The sequence below is a fragment of the Paenibacillus sp. KS1 genome (assembly GCF_001680695.1).
GTDB classification, from domain to species: Bacteria; Bacillota; Bacilli; order Paenibacillales; family Paenibacillaceae; genus Paenibacillus_B; species Paenibacillus_B suaedae.
Window position 1 is genome coordinate 18,599 of record NZ_MAIS01000001.1, and the last position, 18,845, is coordinate 37,443.

Sequence of the window (18,845 nt, forward strand, 5' to 3'; positions counted from 1 at the left end):
CGTAATGCTATCCAGCGCAAGCTTCCCCTCTTATTCACCTAAGCAATTAAACGCATTCCAAATCTGACCTTCACCACTAATGTCACCAGTTCAAATTGATCCCCAAAGTAGGTAAAGTATGCCCGAATGAGTTCATGTACATTCTGTATTCCCTATGTTTGGCTGCATACTTCGTCAACGATGGGCGTGGAAAATGAGACTCTTGTTGTAACTGTAATAGTTACAACTATTCCAAAAAAAATGGACTTACTATTACATATTGAAAATGTTCGAACATAAAGTGTGCACCTTGGTTGGGACAAGCAGCGAAAAATGCAAATCGCGTAGGGAAGGTTTCTGTTTGTAGCACTCACTGGTTGTAACCATTATAGTTACAACCAGTGAAAATCGTCAAGACAATTCTTTGAAATGTTATGAATTACCTGATTTCGTCTCATGAGAGATGTGGATTGGAAATGAATAGGGAGTTCCTTGTTCTTTATTTGGCGGGTTAATTAAGGTCATAATGATGAGGGGAAGAGGCCATACCAAATCCAGTTCAACTTCGGGAACGAAGTGAAATGGTTGTCGCATGAAGGAGAAAATGCAACACCTCCAAAGCGCAGATGGATATCTGTCTTTGGAGGTGTTTTTATTTCAATATAGATCGATTGTGAATGGATCATCTAAAATATGTCTTATGCGTTACCCTCGCTGCGAGCCAGCTCTTTCCGTACTAGCGGGGCGACCTTGGTGCCGAGCAGTTCAATCGAGCGCATGATATCACGGTGCGGAATAGAACCAATGTCACAGTGCAGGAAGAAGCGCGTCACGCCCAAGTTGCGGTGGAGTAATACGATTTTCTCAGCGACATGCTCTGGATCGCCGACATAGAGACAGCCTCGCAACTTGCTGTCCTCATCGAAGGTTGCGCGTGTGTACTGAGCTCCCCAGCCACGCTCACGTCCGAGCTTGTTCATCATGGCTTGTGTCCCTGGGAACAGAAGATCTGCCGCCTTCTCGGCGGTATCGGCTACAATGCCATGTGAGTGGGTTGCAATTTGCAGCTTGTTGACATCGTGTCCAGCCTTAGCCGCGGATCTCTTATAGAGCTCGACAAGCGGCGCAAAGCGCTCCGGCATGCCGCCAATGATCGCATAAGCAACCGGCAAGCCGAGTCTGCCGGCCCGGACGGAAGATTCTGCGTTACCGCCGGTGGCAATCCAGACGGGAAGCGGTTCCTGAACGGCCCGTGGGTACACGCCAAGATTGTCAATAGCCGCACGATGACGACTGCCTCGCCAGCTTACCTTCTCTGACTCCCGGATAGCGAGCAGAAGCTCCAGATTCTCTTCATACAATTGATCGTAATCATTCAAGTTGTAGCCGAACAGCGGGAAGGATTCAATGAACGAGCCGCGGCCCGCCATAATCTCGGCGCGTCCGTTCGAGATGGCATCCAGCGTCGCAAACTGTTGATAGACGCGTACCGGATCATCCGAGGACAGGACAGTCACGGCGCTGGTCAGCCGAATATGTTTCGTTTGTGCCGCCGCTGCCGCCAGGATGACCGCTGGGGCCGAAGAAGCATACTCATACCGGTGGTGCTCGCCGATGCCGTAGACGTCAAGTCCGACCTGATCAGCTAGAACAATCTCTTCTACCGACCGACGAATTCGCTCGGTATGGCTAATGCGCTCGCCTGTCACCGGATCCGTCGAAGCCTCCAAAAACGTACTGATTCCAATTTCCAGATCAACAACCGCTTCATCGGTCATCGTGTTCGCCTCCTTTATTTAGATGTCGCTTTATAATATATAGTAACATAACTATAGTTAGTTTGAAAGGACAACAAAAAGATGTCCCGTTTGTCGGTTGCCTGTTACCTCTGTCAGTCGCTCATTTCAATCTTGCCCGCCCATCCGCATTCCCATCCGTCTATGATTTGATTACAGATAGCGACTCATTAATGGCGAACATGGCTATAGGATTATCTAAGACTGAGTCTAGATTATGAGAAGTGCTTATTGTTAGAATGAAAGGGTAACCATTTATTAAAAACACGAAGCGTCTAAAAATCATAAAAATAAAAGGAGAAGGACTCCTTTTCAACGGAATTCTAGACTAACCTAGTCGTATTGAAGTGGAATATAAGGAATGGGGAAGCGGGTGCCGATGTTGTCCCTTTTCCCCGACCCTAGTCCAGTATAAATCCCGACGATCGTACGACTCTCTCAAATTTTTCCTCGACTACAATGATGGAAGAGCATCATTCGCATGGATCATCGATGTTAGAATGAGAGCGTCTATCAAGACTAGGGAGCTGAAACTGTGAAAAAGATTAGAAAAGCGTTCATTTATATTGGAGTTACCATTCTTTTATTAGTTGGGGTAGCATTGGTTTTTCCCACATGGACTCCGAGCATAGACGGCGCTGACAGCATAAGCGTACTTGAGGAAGTCGAAATTAATGGAACGGGCCATGAATTGATGATACGGGGACAGGATAAGAACAATCCAGTTGTCATTTTCTTACACGGTGGACCGGCTGTATCGGAAATCCCCTATGTAACCAAATACCAAGACATATTGGAAAAGCATTTCACGGTTGTTCGTTACGATCAGAGAGCTGGAGGAAAGTCGTATCACTTTGGAGAGGATTATTCCAATCTGTCTACTGATTTATTAGTGAAAGATGTACTGGCTTTGACAGATTACATATCGGCTCGTTTTCATCAAGAGAAGGTCATATTAGCGGGCCATTCCTTCGGAACTTATATTGGCATACAAGCTGCACAGCAAGCACCTGAGAAATATAAAGCCTATATTGGCATCGGACAGATGTCTAACGTTACGGAAAGTGAAAAGGATGCATTGCAGTTTACGATTGATCAAGCAAAATTGGGCGGCAACACAACCGATGTGGAGTACTTGCAAGGGTTAACGGAAAAAGTGCAAAGCGGAGAACAATTAACTCCACGCAATTATGTGCGCAAATATGGCGGTGCGGCAAGATTGATTAATGTGAATGCTGACATGGATAGAGGCTTGTTCGGACCGGAGTATAACTTGCTGGATCGCATCCGTTTTTATCGCAGCGTCTCGAATGCACAAGAAGTATTGATAGGGCAGGCATTGAAGAAACCATTGCCTACATTTGTTACCAAGCTGGAAGTGCCGGTCTATTTCATTATGGGACAGTACGATTACATGACATCTGCGAAAGCAGCCAAAACGTATTTTGATCAAATCGATGCAGCTAAAAAGGAATTTATCACATATGATCAATCCGCTCACTATCCGCAATTTGAAGAAAAAGAGAAGTTCTCGCAATGGATGGTGGACTCGTTCGCAAAATGATGGATTGCAGGGCTATAGTCGAACTTTAGTTCATAGCTGATGCTAATTCGATGATTCAGGCATTGTATGGGTTGAATAGATAAGAATAAGCGGGGACGATGATACGAACAGATGATAGGTCTGTCACATGATCGCACAGAATGACAGGTTGGCAAGCGGCAGCCTTGATAAGATGTACGCAGAGAGGAGCAAATGCGAATGGAATGGCTGAACCGAATGATGTCGGCGCTCGACGTAATCGAGGCGAAGATGCTGGAGCCATTGGATATGGCGGAGCTTGCGAAGGCAGCGTATTCTTCTCCCCATCACTTTCAGCGGATGTTCTATATGCTGACTGGTATGACAGTAGCTGAGTATGTACGGAAACGGCGCTTAACCTTGGCGGCTCAAGAGTTAGCAATGAGTGGCTCTAAAGTGATCGATGTCGCGATGAAGTATTGCTACGATTCGCCAGAATCGTTCTCTAAGGCGTTCCGCAAGCTGCACGGCATCTCGCCCTCCGAGGCTCGAAATTCGGGTGTCCAGCTGAAGGCCTTTCCGCGCATTTCCTTCCACCTATCATTGAAGGGAGACAAAGAAATGGATTATAGAATTGTACAGAGAGAGGCGTTTACCGTTGTAGGAAAGTCGATCCAGACGACCACGAAAGAGGGAGAAAATTCGATCGAGATTCCGAAGTTTTGGCGCGATACTTACGCAGATGGAACCGGCGCAAGCATTTCTGCACTGGGAAAAAATCGAGATATTCTAGGCGTTTGCTATGGCGCGCAGCAGGGTGGAGAGGTCTTTAACTACGCGATTGCAGTAGAGACGGATCGGACGGAATCAGAAGATGGGTTTGAATTTATTCAAGTTCCAGCTGCGACGTGGGCCGTATTTACCTCTATTGGTCCGATGCCTGGTGCCATTCAAGAAGTATGGAACCGCATCTATCAGGAGTGGTTCCCAGCTACAGATTATGAGCAAGCCGAAATCCCTGATTTCGAGCTGTATCCACCGGGAGATACGACATCCGAAGAATATCGCTGCGAAGTGTGGATTCCGGTTATAAAGAAATAAATACGAAGAGTAAGAATTGACGGTACATCAATTACCTGTTAAAAAAAGGAGGCTGGCCCAACATGTACACTGGGCACAGCCTCCTTGTCTATCGTCGTAAAGCCCACAGTACGAGCTTCTCATAGCACTTCCATGGCAATAGACGGATAAGGCGCAAGGGCATCGCCCCTCGACCCATGAAATAGCGCAGCTTCGGTCTTGGCGTGCGCGAAATCTTGACGATGTGACGCGCCACCTCCTGCGGAGGAGGAGCTGTTTCAGAGCTTCGCTTCGAGAATTGCAGAACCGCTTGAAGCAGTTTGCTGTACGGCGAATTCTCGCGTTTTTGGATAGAAGAGAATCCCTTTTCCCATATATCCGTTTTGTAGGAGCCGGGTTCGATCAGTACGGCATATACGCCAAATGGCAGCATCTCAAGCCGCAGTGCCTCTGTAAAGCCTTCGACGGCGAACTTGGAGGCGGCATATGGGGCATAGCCTGGAAAAGCATATCGACCGCTAATGCTGCTCACATTCACGATGGTTCCACTGCCTTGTTCCCGCATAATAGGCAGCGCTTTGCGCGTCACGGCGACCGTGCCGAAAAAATTTGTCTCCAGTTGGGCGCGCCAAGCGTCCATGTCCACTTCCTCAACGTATCCACCTGCGGCATAGCCCGCATTGTTCACGAGCAAATCGACCCTGCCGTACTGCTCGCGAATATGCACGAATGCAGCTTCAATACTCTCCTGATTCGTAACATCTAGGGAGAGCACATGAATGTATGCGGAGACGCCGCATGTCTGTGCTTCAGCAAGCAGCTTACCTTGCTTGGCCGTATTACGCATCGTCGCTACGACATCATATCCTGCGCTCGCCAGCGCGACACTCGTGTAGAGCCCGAAGCCGCTGGACGTACCGGTCACGACGGCGATTGGCCGCGAAGGAGAAGCAATAGAATGCTGCGGCTTCGTATGTGGTGATGTCAACATGAATCCTCCTTTCTCGTCTGTATCCTCATAATTTATGTCGTTCCATTAGCGGAACGCCGATTCGATTGGCGGCCAAGGAAATGAATGACCAGCAGCTACGGCGGTACACAGGCAGATGCCGATCCATGATGGCGGAATATTCCCAATGCCCGGTAGCTCCCCGGTTGCGTTTGAACTGCGCTGCGCCCGAGCTCTCGTTCCATTGCATGCCAAGTCGCTGCACCTCACGGAACAGGACAGCAGAGAGCATGCGGTACAGGCCTGTTTCCAGCGGAAGTGCGGTGTCGTAACCGAAAATTGGCGTCGTCAGTATACCGTTGCGGCAGAAGTAACCCATGATTCCGTCTATTCGTCCCCTCGATGTGCGCAGAGCGACGAAGCGCAGTGTCTTCGCCGCCAGTGCATGTTCGAAGAAGCGCTCATTAAACTGCGGATTGCACGGTGAATATTTATCGATATAGAGCAAGTTGTACAGTTGAACCATGCGGGGAACATCGGCCGGTACCAGCTCTTCATGCCGAACGATCTCGTATTCATGCTTCGCAAGCAGTCCTTCATCACGCTTGATTAACCATCTCGCCTTGGCATTCTGAGTTCTGGAATCGCGGGTATCCAAGCAATAGATTTGGCGGCTAGGCACAAGTGCGCATCCGGCCTCCTCCAAGCTGCGGCACAGCTCCGGGTAATAATGGCGATTTAACGAACGGAACACGATCGAGTGATCGGGGAACCGAGCTTGCAGCAGGGCGATGATCGCTGATACGTGCTCTGCCGTCATACGTGGATACAGATTCGTAGATAGCAGATAATTGTTCACATGCACGACGCGATTGCACCGCGCAAGCTTCATTCCGAATCCGATTCCGCTTAACAGCCACGCAAGCGGCGGTTCCAGCAGCGGCTGCTTCAGCATGCCGAGCTCTTGCTTCGCATAAGTAACATAGTGCGTATAAGGCGAGCATACATATGCGTTGTCGTACTCTTGTTCATTAACGGTAATCGGCAGCACATATTGGTCGTCGATGACGATCACCATCATCCGGGTCTGAATATTATCCACGTCGCGTTCCGGCCCATGTCGTATCCATGGCTCTATCCATGCCTTAGCCGCCTGTCCTTCCTCATCGTTCGGCCAAGGCAGCCGATCGATATTAGCTGCATCATATAGAACTGCGATACTCATACCGTAAACTTCCTCTCGATCCGGCGCAGCTTGTGCCCGGCAGGCTGCGGCTTCCACTCGGTAAATTGAATGTCAGGCGCTGCACACTGAACGATTGCACACAGCTTATGCAGTTCGAGCACAATGTCCTGTTCACATGCTGCCCGATATTGCGTAGGCACTTGCAGCGCCACCGTGATGTGCGTTGGCGAATACTGCACCGCCGCATAGTGTTCAATCTTCGATGAGGCGGACAGAATTGCACGGCGAATAAAATCGGGAAATACAGTCGTAAGTGTGCCGTCTCTTAGTGAGGGCATATAGAACATATCATCGTGCCGCCCTTCGATGCGCTCCAGCGCAGTGAAGGGAGAACCGCACGGACAAGGCTCGTTTCTCTCTGTCAAGACATCGTCCAGCCGATAACGAATGATCGGCTGGGTCATACGCCGGAAGTCAGTAATAATCGGTGTGAATTTTCGTTCCCGCTTGTCTAGCCACTCTTTCTCTATGAAGACGAGGTCTTCGTTCAAGTGGAGCGTCCCGTGTATGCACGTAATGCCGAGAAAGCCTTCCGTGCATTGATAGATTTGGTGCACGGGCTGCTGGAACGCCGCGCTAATTATCGCTTCATCGAGCGGATCAAGGACTTCAGCCACGGAAAAAATCTTTCGCGGACGTATCGCGAGCAGGCCCTGCTCCAGCTGTTCTGCAAGCATGCGAAGCATAGACGGCGGTGCGACGAGCAGGGTAGGGGCGTAAGTGTTCAGTCGCTTGACCTGCTCCTCCAACGGGTCGAGCAGGTCGAAGTAGGCGAATTGCAGCAGCCGCTTGCTCACGCTCCCGTACAGGTTACTGTTGGCACGCAGGAAGAGCGCAATGCGCTCCCGTGCCAGTACGGATCCAGGCAGGGCCTTGGCGAGCATCGCTCCGGCCCATGCCATGCTCTCCTGTGGGCTGACGAGGAAGAGGCCGCGATTGCCTGACGTCCCCGAGGACATACCGACGGTAATACCATTCCATTCTGGAGTGAAGTCGCGGCTCTCCTCAGCTGCCAGTGCCATGGCGAACGCTTCCTCCTTTCGTACGCCAGCGGTATTAAGGGCATCGAAATGCTCCATCATCAGCGACTTGTCCATGACTGGCATGCCGCGCCACTGCTCGACGGGGAGCTCGCCCATGCGCTCGCGCAAGAAGGGGGAGCGCTGCCTGATTCGCCCTAGATGCTTCATCACTTGACGCTGCTGCCACTGCTCCAGTGCTTCCCTGCTACTCCAGCTTCGTCCGTACTTCGTGCGGATATATTCCCGGGCAGCGATCATCATACCTTTATCCACGCTGAGCACCTCCTTGAACCTTAGGGCTTGTTACGTACCTCTGTTCGGCCTCCCGGCAGTGCGTTGGGATGATGTGAAGATCCGGTCGCCTACGATGCAGGATATGTAATCGATGAAGGTTATCCTTATATTGCTGCCAATCCGCTTTGATCAACTTGACGATGGACTTCGGTCGCCGATGCGATGCATAGGCTGCCGTTGACCAAGCAGCGTCGGCGCAGAGGAAGTATTCATGCCCTGCAGAGCGCAGAAGCAGGCCAAGCTGACCCAGCGCATGCCCCGATAGGTTGATGCCGATGATGCTACCGTCCCCGAACAGATCGTATCCCTCTGTGAAGGGCGCATATCCCTCGTCCAAGCTTATTTTGCTGCATGTCTCCTCAATAAGACGGGACCGATCACCGAATCGACCCGGCAATAGCCCAGGCAGAAAGCCGGCTTTCGTAGCTTGGAAAGGAGACATGTCCTGCAGGGGACGATAAGCCTCGCGCAAATAATAAAACTCGGCATTCGCGAAGTCGCGCACACCGCCGATATGATCTGCGTGAAAGTGCGACAAAATAATCGTCCGCACGTCCTCTGGCATTACGCCAAGATTGCGCAGTTGATTGGCTGCACTCTCTTCTTCGCCGATATAGACCGGCGTCGTCCACCGATACAGCCTCGCGGGAAAGGACGATGTAGCCTGAAAAAAACGCGTGGAATAGCCGGTGTCGAACAGGACTGGTCCGAGCCGCGGGTGCTCGATATAGGCGAACATGGCCGGAAAGCGCACGGAAGCGCCGCTCCCGCCTTGAATCGTAAGCCATTCCCGGTGCGTGCAGTACCCTGCGGTCATCAAGTTCACGGAAACTTCTGTTATGGCTCCCTTGTTCACGTCCATGGAGCTGACGAGCCTCCTTCTTGTACCCATGCTTCAGCAAATCGCTTCATGCCTTCCTCGATACCGATTCTAGGCTTATAACCCAACATCTCGCGGGCAGCCGTAATGTCGAGCGTCTGACTCCGTCCGATTAGTCCAACCGAATACCGGGTAAGCTTCGGCTCCTTGCCTCTGGCAAACCAGCGGGCGTTAAGCTCCAGCATCCCGGCCGCCGCCGAAGCGATCTGGTAAGCGAGCGGGATGGGGCGGAACGGCATTTCTAGCAGGGCGAACAGCCTAGCCAGCAAATCGCTCAGCAGCCTAGGCTCGCCGTTCGTAATATTGTACTTGCCGCCAAGCGCAGCCGGGTAAGCTTCGGCGGCTAGCAGCAGCGCATCGACCACGTTGTCGACATACGTAACGTCGAGCATCGACCGGCCGCCGCGAATGAGCGGCATATAGCCGCCTCGGTTCGCCTCTATGAGGCGCGGGAGAATAGCGCGATCACCCGGACCGTAGATCGCGCGGGGCCGCAGCGTAATGGCGTGCAGCCCAGCCTCTTCTACGGCCTGATCCACCTCCCGCTCAGCGAGCAGCTTGGTGGCGGCGTAGGCATTCGCTTGTTTGGAAGGCAGCGGATCGGATTCTTTAATATTCAGTCGATCACGCCAATTCCAGTAAATGCTCGGCGTTGACACATGCACGAGCCGCGCTCCTCCGCTTACGCATCCTTGCACGACATGGCGTGTGCCGATGACGTTGCTGGCGTAGAAGTCGGCATATGCGCCCCATGGAGCAGACAGTGCTGCGCAGTGGAAGACGGTATCTTGACCGTGGCATATCTCCTTAATCCGCTCGGCATCGCCTAACTCAAGCGGAATAAATCGGACACCCATCCGTTCCAGTTCATGGCCTACATGCGTATTGCGGCCGATGGCGCTGACGGTATAGCCTTCTTCGACCAATCTTAATGCCAACCGCTGCCCTAGGAATCCAGTTCCTCCCGTCACTAATGCTCGTCTGCTCATGATGATTCACCATTCCATTCTATATCTGATGTAGTGGCCTCTATTAGTGAGACGGAGCGCTTTTTGCTCTCTCGCCAGAAGCGGTATAGCATAACGGCCTGCGCGACAAACGGCTTCGGATCCTGCCAGCGGAAGATGACATCTCGTCCTTTCCATAGCTCCCTCAACCAATAGCCCCGCCGAGGACTCCTCCAGCCGTACGCCAGCATGGCGAGCGTCAACATGGCAGGGCGGGTGGATGTTGGCTCGATGGGGTAGGCTCTCGCATGATGCGCGCCAAGATTTGCATCAAGATATGTATCTTGATTAGCAGTGTTAATTGTGCAGCCGTCTATGCCGACCTCTTTGTCGCCATTTATCCCGCCATTCATCTCGAAGAACGCCTTGTCCAACTGATCGGATGCGGTAAAGCAGTGGACGCCGCTTGTTGCACGGGGATTGCACTCGATCGGGTAGATATTCTGTTCCGGCGTGACGATAAAGTCAAACGCAATCTGCCCCGTATATCGAAGCGGGGCGACAAATCGCTGCACCCATGCCAGCAAATCGGCCCGTGTCTCGTGCTTGAAGGCGATGCTTGCTCCTGCACCAGCAGTGAATTCGGAGGGGTAGCAGGCATGAGCACGTACAGCGCCATCGCGGACAATGCTGTACGTACAGTACAATGTACCGTGAATATATTGCTGCCCGACCCAAGGATAGACCGGGGTGATTAGGATATCGTCCGGCAGGGCATAGTCAGCCCGTACGAATAATACACGGCTCGCGAAGCGCGAGTAGGCCGGCTTCAGTATGGCAGCATCCGCCCCAAGCGTCCGTATGTAGTCGTCAGCTTCCGCTCGTGATGTCAGCAGCTGTGTCGAAGGTGCGAGCAAGCCAGCTTGCCGGATCAATTCGATGAATTGTCCCTTATGATGAAGCTGCTTGAGTATCTCCCACGGAGGAGCAAATAGCTCGCATCCATTGGGCCATGCCCGCTGTCTCTGTACTAGATAGAACACTTCCTCGCAGGTCGGAATTACGCAATCCACCTGCTCGTCTATCACGATACGCTCTATCATAGCTAGGAACCGCTCTTGTTCATGGCGGGGAGGCGGATAACAGTAATGACGGATGACAAAGCGGGAGGCCGAGCCTATTGTGACGAGCAAGCTATCAGCCATGATGATCCGGTGCCCAGCACCACCCAATAGCCGCGCCAGCTCCAAGGAGACGGGGGCGCGGCTGCCGGTAATTAGGACAGTTCGCCTCCCATCCGGCGGTATATCATTGGACGGACTGCTAGAACTGCTAGAACTGCTAATATTCAAGCACCAGCCCTCCCAATGACAGCCCGGCAGAAGTTCCAAGCAGCAGAATACGGTCTCCCCGCTGCACCTGCCCTTGGTGAATGGCCTCATGTAATCCCATCGGAATCGAGGCGGCAATCGTATTGCCGTGATCCGATGTAATGTTCATGAGCTGCTCTGGAGCAATGCCCAGCTTGCGGCTAATCAGGCGCATCGCCATAGCGCTGCCTTGGTGTGGAATGATAAGCGGGAATTGCGACATTGCCGTATTTCCCGATCCAAGCAGCCGTTCAAGGAAGTCAGGCAGAAGCTTGGACGCCAATTTATAAATCGGCTGACCATCCATATGGAACATATAGTCGCTCATTCGAGCATCATCGTAATATTTAGCGTGCAGCCCCGTACCTCCACCGCGTATCTCGGAGTATGAGGCTCCGGTACTATAGGTTTCTATTAATGAGGCTGCGATACGAGAGTGCTCGTATGCTGCCGCTTGGCCTACGATCACGGCAGCGGCGCCATCGCCGAATAGAACCGCGCTTTCTTTGTGCTCCCAGTTCAGGCCTACCGAGGCTACCTCTGTCGAGACGATGAGGATACGTTGATAGCGTCCAGCGGCAATCAGATATGACATGACGTCCAGCGCAACCAGGAAGCTAAGGCAAGTCGAATTTATGTCAAAGGAAGGTACCCCAGAATCCTCTTTCCCCATTGCTTGCTGTATCAAAGCCGCTGTGCATGGAATCGGCTGTTGCATTGTACCGCTTGCGCATACGATGCAGTCGATGTCAGCGAAGGTGAGCCCCGCATCCTGCAGTGCGGCTTGTGCAGCGAATGCCCCCATCTCGGCGGCTGTTTCATTTTCAACAAAATATCGTACGCGAACCTCCGACTTTTTCAGGGACCACCCGGCGGGTACGCCAAGCTTCCGATCCATTTCATCCGAGGTAACGCGCTGCTTCGGTAAATATACCCCCGTGCCGATAATTTTCACTTTTCTCTCCATACTCCCATGGCCTCGTTCCTCTTGTTGATTTCGATCATGACGTGAAGCTCTTGCTTATTACCCAAAAGCTCCCTCTATTGTAATGCACATTCTCTTGGTGGTTCCATCAATTTACTCGTTCGGTTGATTCTTCTATTATATCGGAGTACTTTTACATTGGCGTGATAATCTGTCTTGCAAAAAAAATTGTAAAAAAACCTTACGATTAAAAATGCCATTACGTTCCTATCCAGATGTGTTGCTGTTGTTACGTAATAAAAATGTAGTTTGTTGAGCGAAAAAAGGTTGGGCTCAAGAAGATCTGGCAAAAAGGGGAGAGTAGCCAAACTATCGCTATTCTCAAAAGGATACTAACCGAAGTGTTTGTTTAATAAGAGGAGTGATGCATATAGGAGAAACTATTGATAGAGAATCAATAGCCTCCTTGTTTCATTTCATACAGATGTCAGAAACAAAGGTGGTCATGAAGGTAAATCCCATGAAAGGGGAGTGTCCTTCGTCATATTCAATGACTATTGGGACACTCCCTTCATGGCAGTGCTTTTAAGCGTGCTGCAGTTCTCCGTCTACGAACTGGGGAAGTGCGGCAATGCCGGCCGTATTCAAAAAGTTCCAAGGCTTGTTAAAGTGAGGCTGGAAGAAGAAGTCGATGAAGGCCAACTCGTCGATGGTCATCCCATTTTGAATGCATACCGACAAGGTGTTCATCGCTTGGGTCAAGTCAACTTTGGACATGATTTGCGCTCCCAACAGGCGGCGGCTTTCTTTCTCATACACAACCTTCAAGGTTACGGTCTCTGCCGATGGCATAAATTCAGGCCGGTAGGCGTCGATTACCGTAACTGCTTCGGCATCGATATTCTCATCTGCGCATGCAACCTCGGTGAGACCCGTCGAAGCTAGATTGATATCGTATATTTTGAGACCCGATGTCCCTTGGGTGCCTACATATTTTGTCGTTGGTCCCATCAGATTGCGGGCTACCAGCATCCCCATCCGTACCGCATTGGTAGCCAGCGGAATGTAGGCAGCTCTGCCGGTCGGATTGTAATGCACAGCACAGCTATCGCCGGCGGCGAACACGTCCTGCTTGCTGGTTTGCATATAGGAATCGACGATGATCGCGCCATTTGGCAGCATATCCACTTGACCATTAAGCAGTTGGGTATTCGGGCGGAAACCGATACAAAGAATGACCATATCTGTTTCTACTTCACCCTTGTCAGTGATGACCTTGTTTACGATGCCCTCCTTGCCTTCAAACCCCTTCACGGTTTGCTCAAGCGCAAGCTCGATGCCTTTGCCGCGGAACGCTTCCTCAATTTGACTACTGAAATCAGCATCCAGGTAACGGTTAAGAATTCGGTCTTCGCTATCAATCAACGTTACCTGCTTACCGCTCTGCTGGAACGCCTCCACAAGCTCTACACCGATATATCCCGCACCGACCACTGTGATGTGGTCTGCCTGTTTACCTTTGTCGATGATGTTGTTCGCATGTTCGTAATTTTTGCACAGCAGAATGTTGTCCAGCTCCATGCCTGGAAGCTGTGGAATGATCGGCCAAGATCCCGTCGTGACAATCAGCTTATCGAAGCAATCATTGAATTCTTCTCCGGTCAGCAGGTTGCGCACCTGCATCGTTTTCGCATCCGTATCAACAGTGAGAACCTCGTGGCGCATGTGAGTAATGACACCTAAATTCGCCAAGTGCTGCGGCGAGGAGTAGAAGAGTCCTTCCGGCTCTTTCACGACACCGCCCACATACAATGCGATCCCGCAAGATAAGAACGATATATTGTCGTTGCGTTCGTAAACGGTAATCTGGGCTTCGGGGTATAGCTTGGCGGCATTCACCACTGCTGCTGTTCCCGCATGCGTACAACCAATCACTGCAATTTTCATTGTATTTCCTCCTCGAAAATAAAATATAGGTAAACCAAAAAGGTTGAATTTTAATGTGATTAATGTGACTTATTTCACAACCACAGTGTACTGTGATTTATTTCACAAGTCAATAGCTAACTTGTTCTTTTTTTTACAAAAATAGTAGATGTCGGCTGGACACAACATAAAATCCCCCTTAGTGCTAAGGAGGATTTATGATCAATCCAATTCGTTACTCTCTTTTTCGTCAATGAGAATGAGTAGAAAGCTTCATTTCTAGTCACGTCAACTCTAGGACTTTTACTGTTCGTGACACTATAATTGCTGCAATGATAATGATAATTGCCGTAAGGAGACCCGACTCACCGATCCAGACATCGGAAAACTCCCCTGTTGTTGCACGAGTGAAAGGACCTTGGATTACAGAATTCCATGAGGTATGGATAATGACAGAAGGCCAGACGCTGCCAGTGGCTAATCGCAATTGGGCGGTAATATAACTGAACGGAATGATACACAGGTAGATGCCTAGGACAGAGAGAAGGACAGATGGTCCAGCCACATACATACCAGATATGACAATCGGAATATGCCAAGTTGCCCAGATCAATCCGCTAAGCAAAATAGGACGCGGAGCCTTGGCCTCAACTAAACGTGTCAACATATATCCCCGCCAGCCGACTTCTTCCCCCATAACGGGGATAAGGTTGATGATACTTCCTGCAATGCCAGCCACTACGACCATAAGCACGAAGCTCAGCGGCGTAGGCAAGTACTGCAGACCAAGAGCATGATAGTACGTTTCGAAGGTACCTCCCACAGGAAGCTGGAACGAGGCTATACCACTCATCCAGGCAGTGGAGTAGGTGATTCCGCAGATGAGCATAGGAATGAGCAGGCCCAGTCCGATCCCTCTCCATACTTTTACACTGCCCAACTGAAAGGATACATCTGCAAAACCTTCCCGCAAGAGGAGACGGGTTAGAATCGAAGCGATTGCCGGTACGAACATGTACACAACAATAAGCAGAATATTTCCCGACATGATGACAACCGTATTTACGATCAGTGACAACACGAATAAGAAACCAAGAAAGAACGTAAGGCTTTTTCTGGCATGTTGTACTTTCACCTCCCCAAAATCCGAAGCGTTTTTGTTTCCACGCGATTTCAAAATTACATCCTTCCTTTCGATTCATAGAAATGTTTTATATTGATGACCTCAATCTTTCGCAAACTCAGTATGGCCAATGGGGCGTCATTGTTCATAGTGAGGCTTGTAACGAAATGACATGAGGTATGTGTCATCAAAAATGATGATAGAGAGTAACTAGGAAAAGTGATATGGGATGAATGACAATCGGGTTGAGCGATTGACGCATAGCCTTGCTTGCGGTTCATTGCGCTCATCAAATAACTCAATTGAGGTGGAATAACATGAATAAGAAAATGATGGTTAGTGGCATGGCTGCAGTAGTTAGCACAGCGCTGTTGGTTGCTGGAGGAGTTGGGAATGCTGGTGCACGGTCAACAGAAGTGACTCGTTCCGTACAAACGGTGCAGAATGATATTGTGAAATCCTTTAAATCACAGGTTTTTCCATTGAAGACGATTGATCCGACTCAATCGTTTGCAGATTTAAAGCCGCTTAAGAAGATGATCGGGGATGCTCATTATGTAGGATTAGGAGAGGAAACTCATGGTAGCTCTGAATTGTTTACGATGAAATTTCGCCTCGTGAAATATTTAGTTACGGAGATGGGATTTACGAACTTCGGGATGGAGGAGGATTGGGGGAATGGTTTGAAATTAAATGAATATATCCACACAGGCAAAGGAGATCCCAAGCAATTTTTGAAGCTGTTATATCCAACTGATGAGATCGTCGCTATGGTGGAGTGGATGAAGGATTACAATGCTAATCCAAAGAACAAGAAAAAGATTCAATTTATCGGGCTCGATCTAAAGTCATTGGATAAAGACGTCTACGATACAGTCATTAACTATGTGAAGAAGCATCATCCCGATATGCTGTCTGAAGTCGTGCAGAACTATAAAGATATGCCAGCGGTAACTGTCAATTTGCAGGAGTATATGAAGCTGACTTATGAGGAGAAAGCCCGGTTCCAAGCGAATGCGGAGAGAGTTGTCCAATTGCTTGAGAAAGTAGCCGTAAAAGACAAGAAGAAGGCTAATTCAAATGAGCTTACGTGGGTGAAAGGGACGGCGAAGGCAATCAAGCATTATACAACCATGATGATTCCTGAAGAGTATCCGTCTTTTGTCACCCTCCACGAGCAATATTTGGCAGACCTTGCCGTATGGACGAAAGAAACACTTGGTGGGAAAACGATGGTCTGGGGCCATAATATTCACGTAGCTAAGGGTGTTATCGATAAAGAATGGTATCCGAAGCCAGCTGGGGAGTTCCTGAAGGAACGTGTAGGTGATCAATACGTCGTTATAGGAACCTCGATGACGGAAGGACATTTTACAACATACGAGTTTGACATGAGTGGCGGCGGAAAGATTAAGACAGATGCAATACCGCAGCAGAAAAACAGTACGAACGATATGTTCGGAAAAGTATCTTACGAGAGGTTCCTATTGGACGCTCGCCATCTGAAGGGAGAGGCAGGGCGATGGGTGAAGGAAAAGCAGCCGTTCCTCAGCTTAGGGGCGCGGATAATACCGGGCCTGCCGCCATATTTCAATGTGCCCCTGCGGGAACGGTTTGACATTCTTGTCCATATTCGTAACACAAGCCCATCCCATATGTTACAAGTACAAAAGTAGGAAATCATTTCTAGAGCAATCGGGATACGGTTGCTCTTTCTTCTTATACTAGACCTTACTCCGCACGAAGGTTCAATCATTTCAGAAATTAATGGTTCTCAATTAGGATGTATGTGGTGTAACTTGTAGATATCTGATGAAGGATTGAGGTATTCCTATGAAAGAATGGATGAAGCGATGGTTGTGGTCAGATTGGGTCATGTTATGTATACGGATCTCATGGTGGATCACGCTCGTGATTAGTCTATGCATATTGCATGAGCGAGGATTGCCGATACCACTTTGGGCAGCTATAGGGCTCTCCTTTGTTCCATTATTCATCCCGCTTTGGCTTCAACAGTATCATTTGCAGTGGTATTTGATTGCTGAAATTGTGTTGTCGGGGAGTTTTGTTATTTTCTTAAATCTGTATGGGATATCGAATGTATGGCAATATGCCCCGATTGTATTTGTCATTGGCTTTCTAAGCAGTAATCCTACTTACCGATGGACAGCGATTCTATCTTCTGGTGTCATCCCGTTTATTCTCGGCTGGGTAAGTAAAATGAGTTGGATTGATATCATCGTAGACGTCATTTTGCATTATGGGATTGTATTTGCCTTGGGATATGCCTTTCAATTAGCGGTACTTACGCATAGGCAGGGGCAAGTGATCAAGGAGCAAAATCGGATTTTGGAACAACATGTGACTCAGGTTGAACAGATGACGTTAGTCGAGGAGCGAAATCGACTATCTAAGGAACTGCACGATACGATCGGCCATACGTTGACTTCACTCATTATGGGAATGGAGTCGCTGCGTCAGGCGGCAACAGGCGATCAAACTGAACGCATTGATGCTCTTCTGCGCTCTGCTCGCAGTGGACTAGAAGAAGTTCGAACTCACTTGCATCAGATGTCGTCATCTACCCTACCTGCATCTTTTGCGACTTCTCTACAAAAGCTGGTTAGCAAATTCAAGGATACAACAAGGATTGAAGTTAAGTATCGAACATTAGGTGAGGAGTATGCCGTGCCTAATCCGATCAAATTAACATTGTACCGTTGTCTACAAGAGGCATTGACGAATGCGGCTCGTCACGGACAAGCAACGGCCATCGAGGTTCATTTGCATTTCGAAGCGAATCAATTGCGTTTGCAAATTCAAGATAATGGGGTAGGTAATGAGCAGTTGCAGCCAGGCTTTGGGCTTTCTACGATGAAGGAGCGCTTGCTAGAGTTGTCAGGCCACTTATCAGTCCACTCTCATCGTGATGAAGGGACGGTCGTGCTCTGTACAGTGCCTAGATATGAAATTGTTCAAAGCAAAATACGGCTTGTTATCGTCGACGATCAGCAGTTGATTGTCGATAGTCTTAGCATGATACTTGATAATCAACAGGATCTGCAGGTAGTAGGAACGGCCGGAAATGGAAAATTAGCTGTTGAGTTGTGCGAGCAGGTTCATCCAGATGTTATCTTGCTGGATGTCCGTATGCCTGAAATGGATGGAATCGAAGCTTTACAAGTGATTAAGGAAAAGTGGCCTGATCTACAAGTGATCGTAATGAGTACCTTCAGTGATGTAGAACAAGCGGTGACCGCACTTCAGTACGGGGCAGTGGGGTATTTGTTGAAATCCATACAGCCCAAGGAGTTAATCGACACGATTCGCCTCATTCATGCTGGAGGCATGTCCATCACCCAGGAGATCGCGGAGCAAGTATTCGAAGAGATGAAGCAGCAGCGGGTGAAGCTCAAGGAACGTGGAAATATCATTTGGGATAATCCATATGGATTAATTAAACGCGAGTTCGAGTTGTTGGATCTGCTGCACCGTGGATCACGTTACAAAGCTATCGCCGCTAGCATGAATCTTTCAGAAGGAACGATCCGCAATTATATATCTATCCTCTATTCCAAGCTAGGCGTAAATAACAGGCAAGATGCAGTGGACAAGGCGAAGGAAGAAGGGTTGATTAGTTAGAAGAGGGAGCTTTGATAGATTAGTGGCAATAATCAACTTCTCCAAATAAGTCCGTGAAATTCACGGACTGTTTTTATGCCTTAAATCCATTTATAGTATAATGAACTATTAACAGCATAGATGAAAAACTGGGAAAAGAGGGAA

Annotated in this window: 14 protein-coding genes; 4 read left to right on the forward strand and 10 right to left on the reverse strand. The window is 49.4% G+C overall.

Annotated features, from left to right (window positions below):
• Positions 1–677: 677 nt before the first annotated feature.
• Entirely contained in the window at positions 678–1,757 is a 1,080-nt protein-coding gene (locus tag BBG47_RS00095; RefSeq protein WP_065290005.1) for an LLM class flavin-dependent oxidoreductase, read from the reverse strand.
• Between the two features lie 553 nt (positions 1,758–2,310).
• Here BBG47_RS00095 and BBG47_RS00100 point away from each other — a divergent pair.
• Both BBG47_RS00100 and BBG47_RS00105 read left to right on the forward strand, forming a co-directional pair.
• Positions 2,311–3,339 (forward strand): alpha/beta fold hydrolase, encoded by a 1,029-nt coding sequence (locus BBG47_RS00100; RefSeq protein WP_065290006.1) that lies wholly within the window; start codon positions 2,311–2,313, stop codon positions 3,337–3,339.
• Between the two features lie 192 nt (positions 3,340–3,531).
• Positions 3,532–4,398: an AraC family transcriptional regulator gene (locus BBG47_RS00105; RefSeq protein ID WP_065290007.1), complete on the forward strand. Its 867-nt coding sequence runs from the start codon at positions 3,532–3,534 to the stop codon at positions 4,396–4,398.
• Positions 4,399–4,486: 88 nt separating this feature from the next.
• Here BBG47_RS00105 and BBG47_RS00110 read toward each other — a convergent pair whose 3' ends face one another.
• The 9 genes from BBG47_RS00110 to BBG47_RS00150 form a co-directional block, all read right to left on the reverse strand.
• Positions 4,487–5,368: an SDR family oxidoreductase gene (locus BBG47_RS00110; RefSeq protein ID WP_065290008.1), complete on the reverse strand. Its 882-nt coding sequence runs from the start codon at positions 5,366–5,368 to the stop codon at positions 4,487–4,489.
• 25 nt (positions 5,369–5,393) lie between these two features.
• A complete protein-coding gene (locus tag BBG47_RS00115) occupies positions 5,394–6,551 on the reverse strand; it encodes a hypothetical protein (protein WP_065290009.1) in 1,158 nt (385 codons plus the stop codon).
• Positions 6,548–7,867 (reverse strand): F390 synthetase-related protein, encoded by a 1,320-nt coding sequence (locus BBG47_RS00120; RefSeq protein WP_094183108.1) that lies wholly within the window; start codon positions 7,865–7,867, stop codon positions 6,548–6,550. Before BBG47_RS00120 ends, BBG47_RS00115 begins: the two co-directional genes overlap by 4 nt.
• Positions 7,860–8,750 (reverse strand): MBL fold metallo-hydrolase, encoded by an 891-nt coding sequence (locus tag BBG47_RS00125; protein ID WP_065290010.1) that lies wholly within the window; start codon positions 8,748–8,750, stop codon positions 7,860–7,862. Before BBG47_RS00125 ends, BBG47_RS00120 begins: the two co-directional genes overlap by 8 nt.
• The gene (locus BBG47_RS00130; RefSeq protein ID WP_065290011.1) at positions 8,741–9,757 is read right to left on the reverse strand and encodes an NAD-dependent epimerase/dehydratase family protein; all 1,017 of its coding nucleotides are present in this window, start codon (positions 9,755–9,757) and stop codon (positions 8,741–8,743) included. Before BBG47_RS00130 ends, BBG47_RS00125 begins: the two co-directional genes overlap by 10 nt.
• The gene (locus BBG47_RS00135; RefSeq protein ID WP_065290012.1) at positions 9,754–11,067 is read right to left on the reverse strand and encodes an ATP-grasp domain-containing protein; all 1,314 of its coding nucleotides are present in this window, start codon (positions 11,065–11,067) and stop codon (positions 9,754–9,756) included. The genes BBG47_RS00130 and BBG47_RS00135 overlap by 4 nt, the downstream gene beginning before the upstream one ends.
• Positions 11,057–12,052 carry a beta-ketoacyl-ACP synthase III gene (locus tag BBG47_RS00140; RefSeq protein WP_065290013.1) on the reverse strand — a complete coding sequence of 332 codons (996 nt, stop codon included), beginning with the start codon at positions 12,050–12,052 and terminating at the stop codon, positions 11,057–11,059. The genes BBG47_RS00135 and BBG47_RS00140 overlap by 11 nt, the downstream gene beginning before the upstream one ends.
• Positions 12,053–12,595: 543 nt before the next feature.
• A complete protein-coding gene (locus tag BBG47_RS00145; protein ID WP_065290014.1) occupies positions 12,596–13,957 on the reverse strand; it encodes an FAD-dependent oxidoreductase in 1,362 nt (453 codons plus the stop codon).
• 262 nt (positions 13,958–14,219) lie between these two features.
• Positions 14,220–15,113, reverse strand: coding sequence for a CPBP family intramembrane glutamic endopeptidase (locus BBG47_RS00150; RefSeq protein ID WP_065290015.1), 894 nt, complete (start codon positions 15,111–15,113; stop codon positions 14,220–14,222).
• Between the two features lie 263 nt (positions 15,114–15,376).
• Here BBG47_RS00150 and BBG47_RS00155 point away from each other — a divergent pair, with 263 nt between their 5' ends.
• Together BBG47_RS00155 and BBG47_RS00160 are read left to right on the forward strand one after the other, a co-directional pair.
• Entirely contained in the window at positions 15,377–16,735 is a 1,359-nt protein-coding gene (locus BBG47_RS00155) for an erythromycin esterase family protein (protein ID WP_065290016.1), read from the forward strand.
• A 157-nt stretch (positions 16,736–16,892) separates the two neighbouring features.
• A complete protein-coding gene (locus BBG47_RS00160; protein ID WP_065290017.1) occupies positions 16,893–18,701 on the forward strand; it encodes a helix-turn-helix transcriptional regulator in 1,809 nt (602 codons plus the stop codon).
• Positions 18,702–18,845 lie beyond the last annotated feature (144 nt).

Excerpts from the sequence above, each read along its gene's own strand:
- BBG47_RS00095 (WP_065290005.1), bottom strand. The coding sequence starts at position 1,757 with ATGACCGATGAAGCGGTTGTTGATCTGGAAATTGGAATCAGTACGTTT.
- BBG47_RS00105 (WP_065290007.1), top strand. The coding sequence starts at position 3,532 with ATGCGAATGGAATGGCTGAACCGAATGATGTCGGCGCTCGACGTAATC.
- BBG47_RS00110 (WP_065290008.1), bottom strand. The coding sequence starts at position 5,368 with ATGTTGACATCACCACATACGAAGCCGCAGCATTCTATTGCTTCTCCT.
- BBG47_RS00115 (WP_065290009.1), bottom strand. The coding sequence starts at position 6,551 with ATGAGTATCGCAGTTCTATATGATGCAGCTAATATCGATCGGCTGCCT.
- BBG47_RS00125 (WP_065290010.1), bottom strand. The coding sequence starts at position 8,750 with ATGGACGTGAACAAGGGAGCCATAACAGAAGTTTCCGTGAACTTGATG.
- BBG47_RS00130 (WP_065290011.1), bottom strand. The coding sequence starts at position 9,757 with ATGAGCAGACGAGCATTAGTGACGGGAGGAACTGGATTCCTAGGGCAG.
- BBG47_RS00140 (WP_065290013.1), bottom strand. The coding sequence starts at position 12,052 with ATGGAGAGAAAAGTGAAAATTATCGGCACGGGGGTATATTTACCGAAG.
- BBG47_RS00145 (WP_065290014.1), bottom strand. The coding sequence starts at position 13,957 with ATGAAAATTGCAGTGATTGGTTGTACGCATGCGGGAACAGCAGCAGTG.
- BBG47_RS00155 (WP_065290016.1), top strand. The coding sequence starts at position 15,377 with ATGAATAAGAAAATGATGGTTAGTGGCATGGCTGCAGTAGTTAGCACA.
- BBG47_RS00160 (WP_065290017.1), top strand. The coding sequence starts at position 16,893 with ATGAAAGAATGGATGAAGCGATGGTTGTGGTCAGATTGGGTCATGTTA.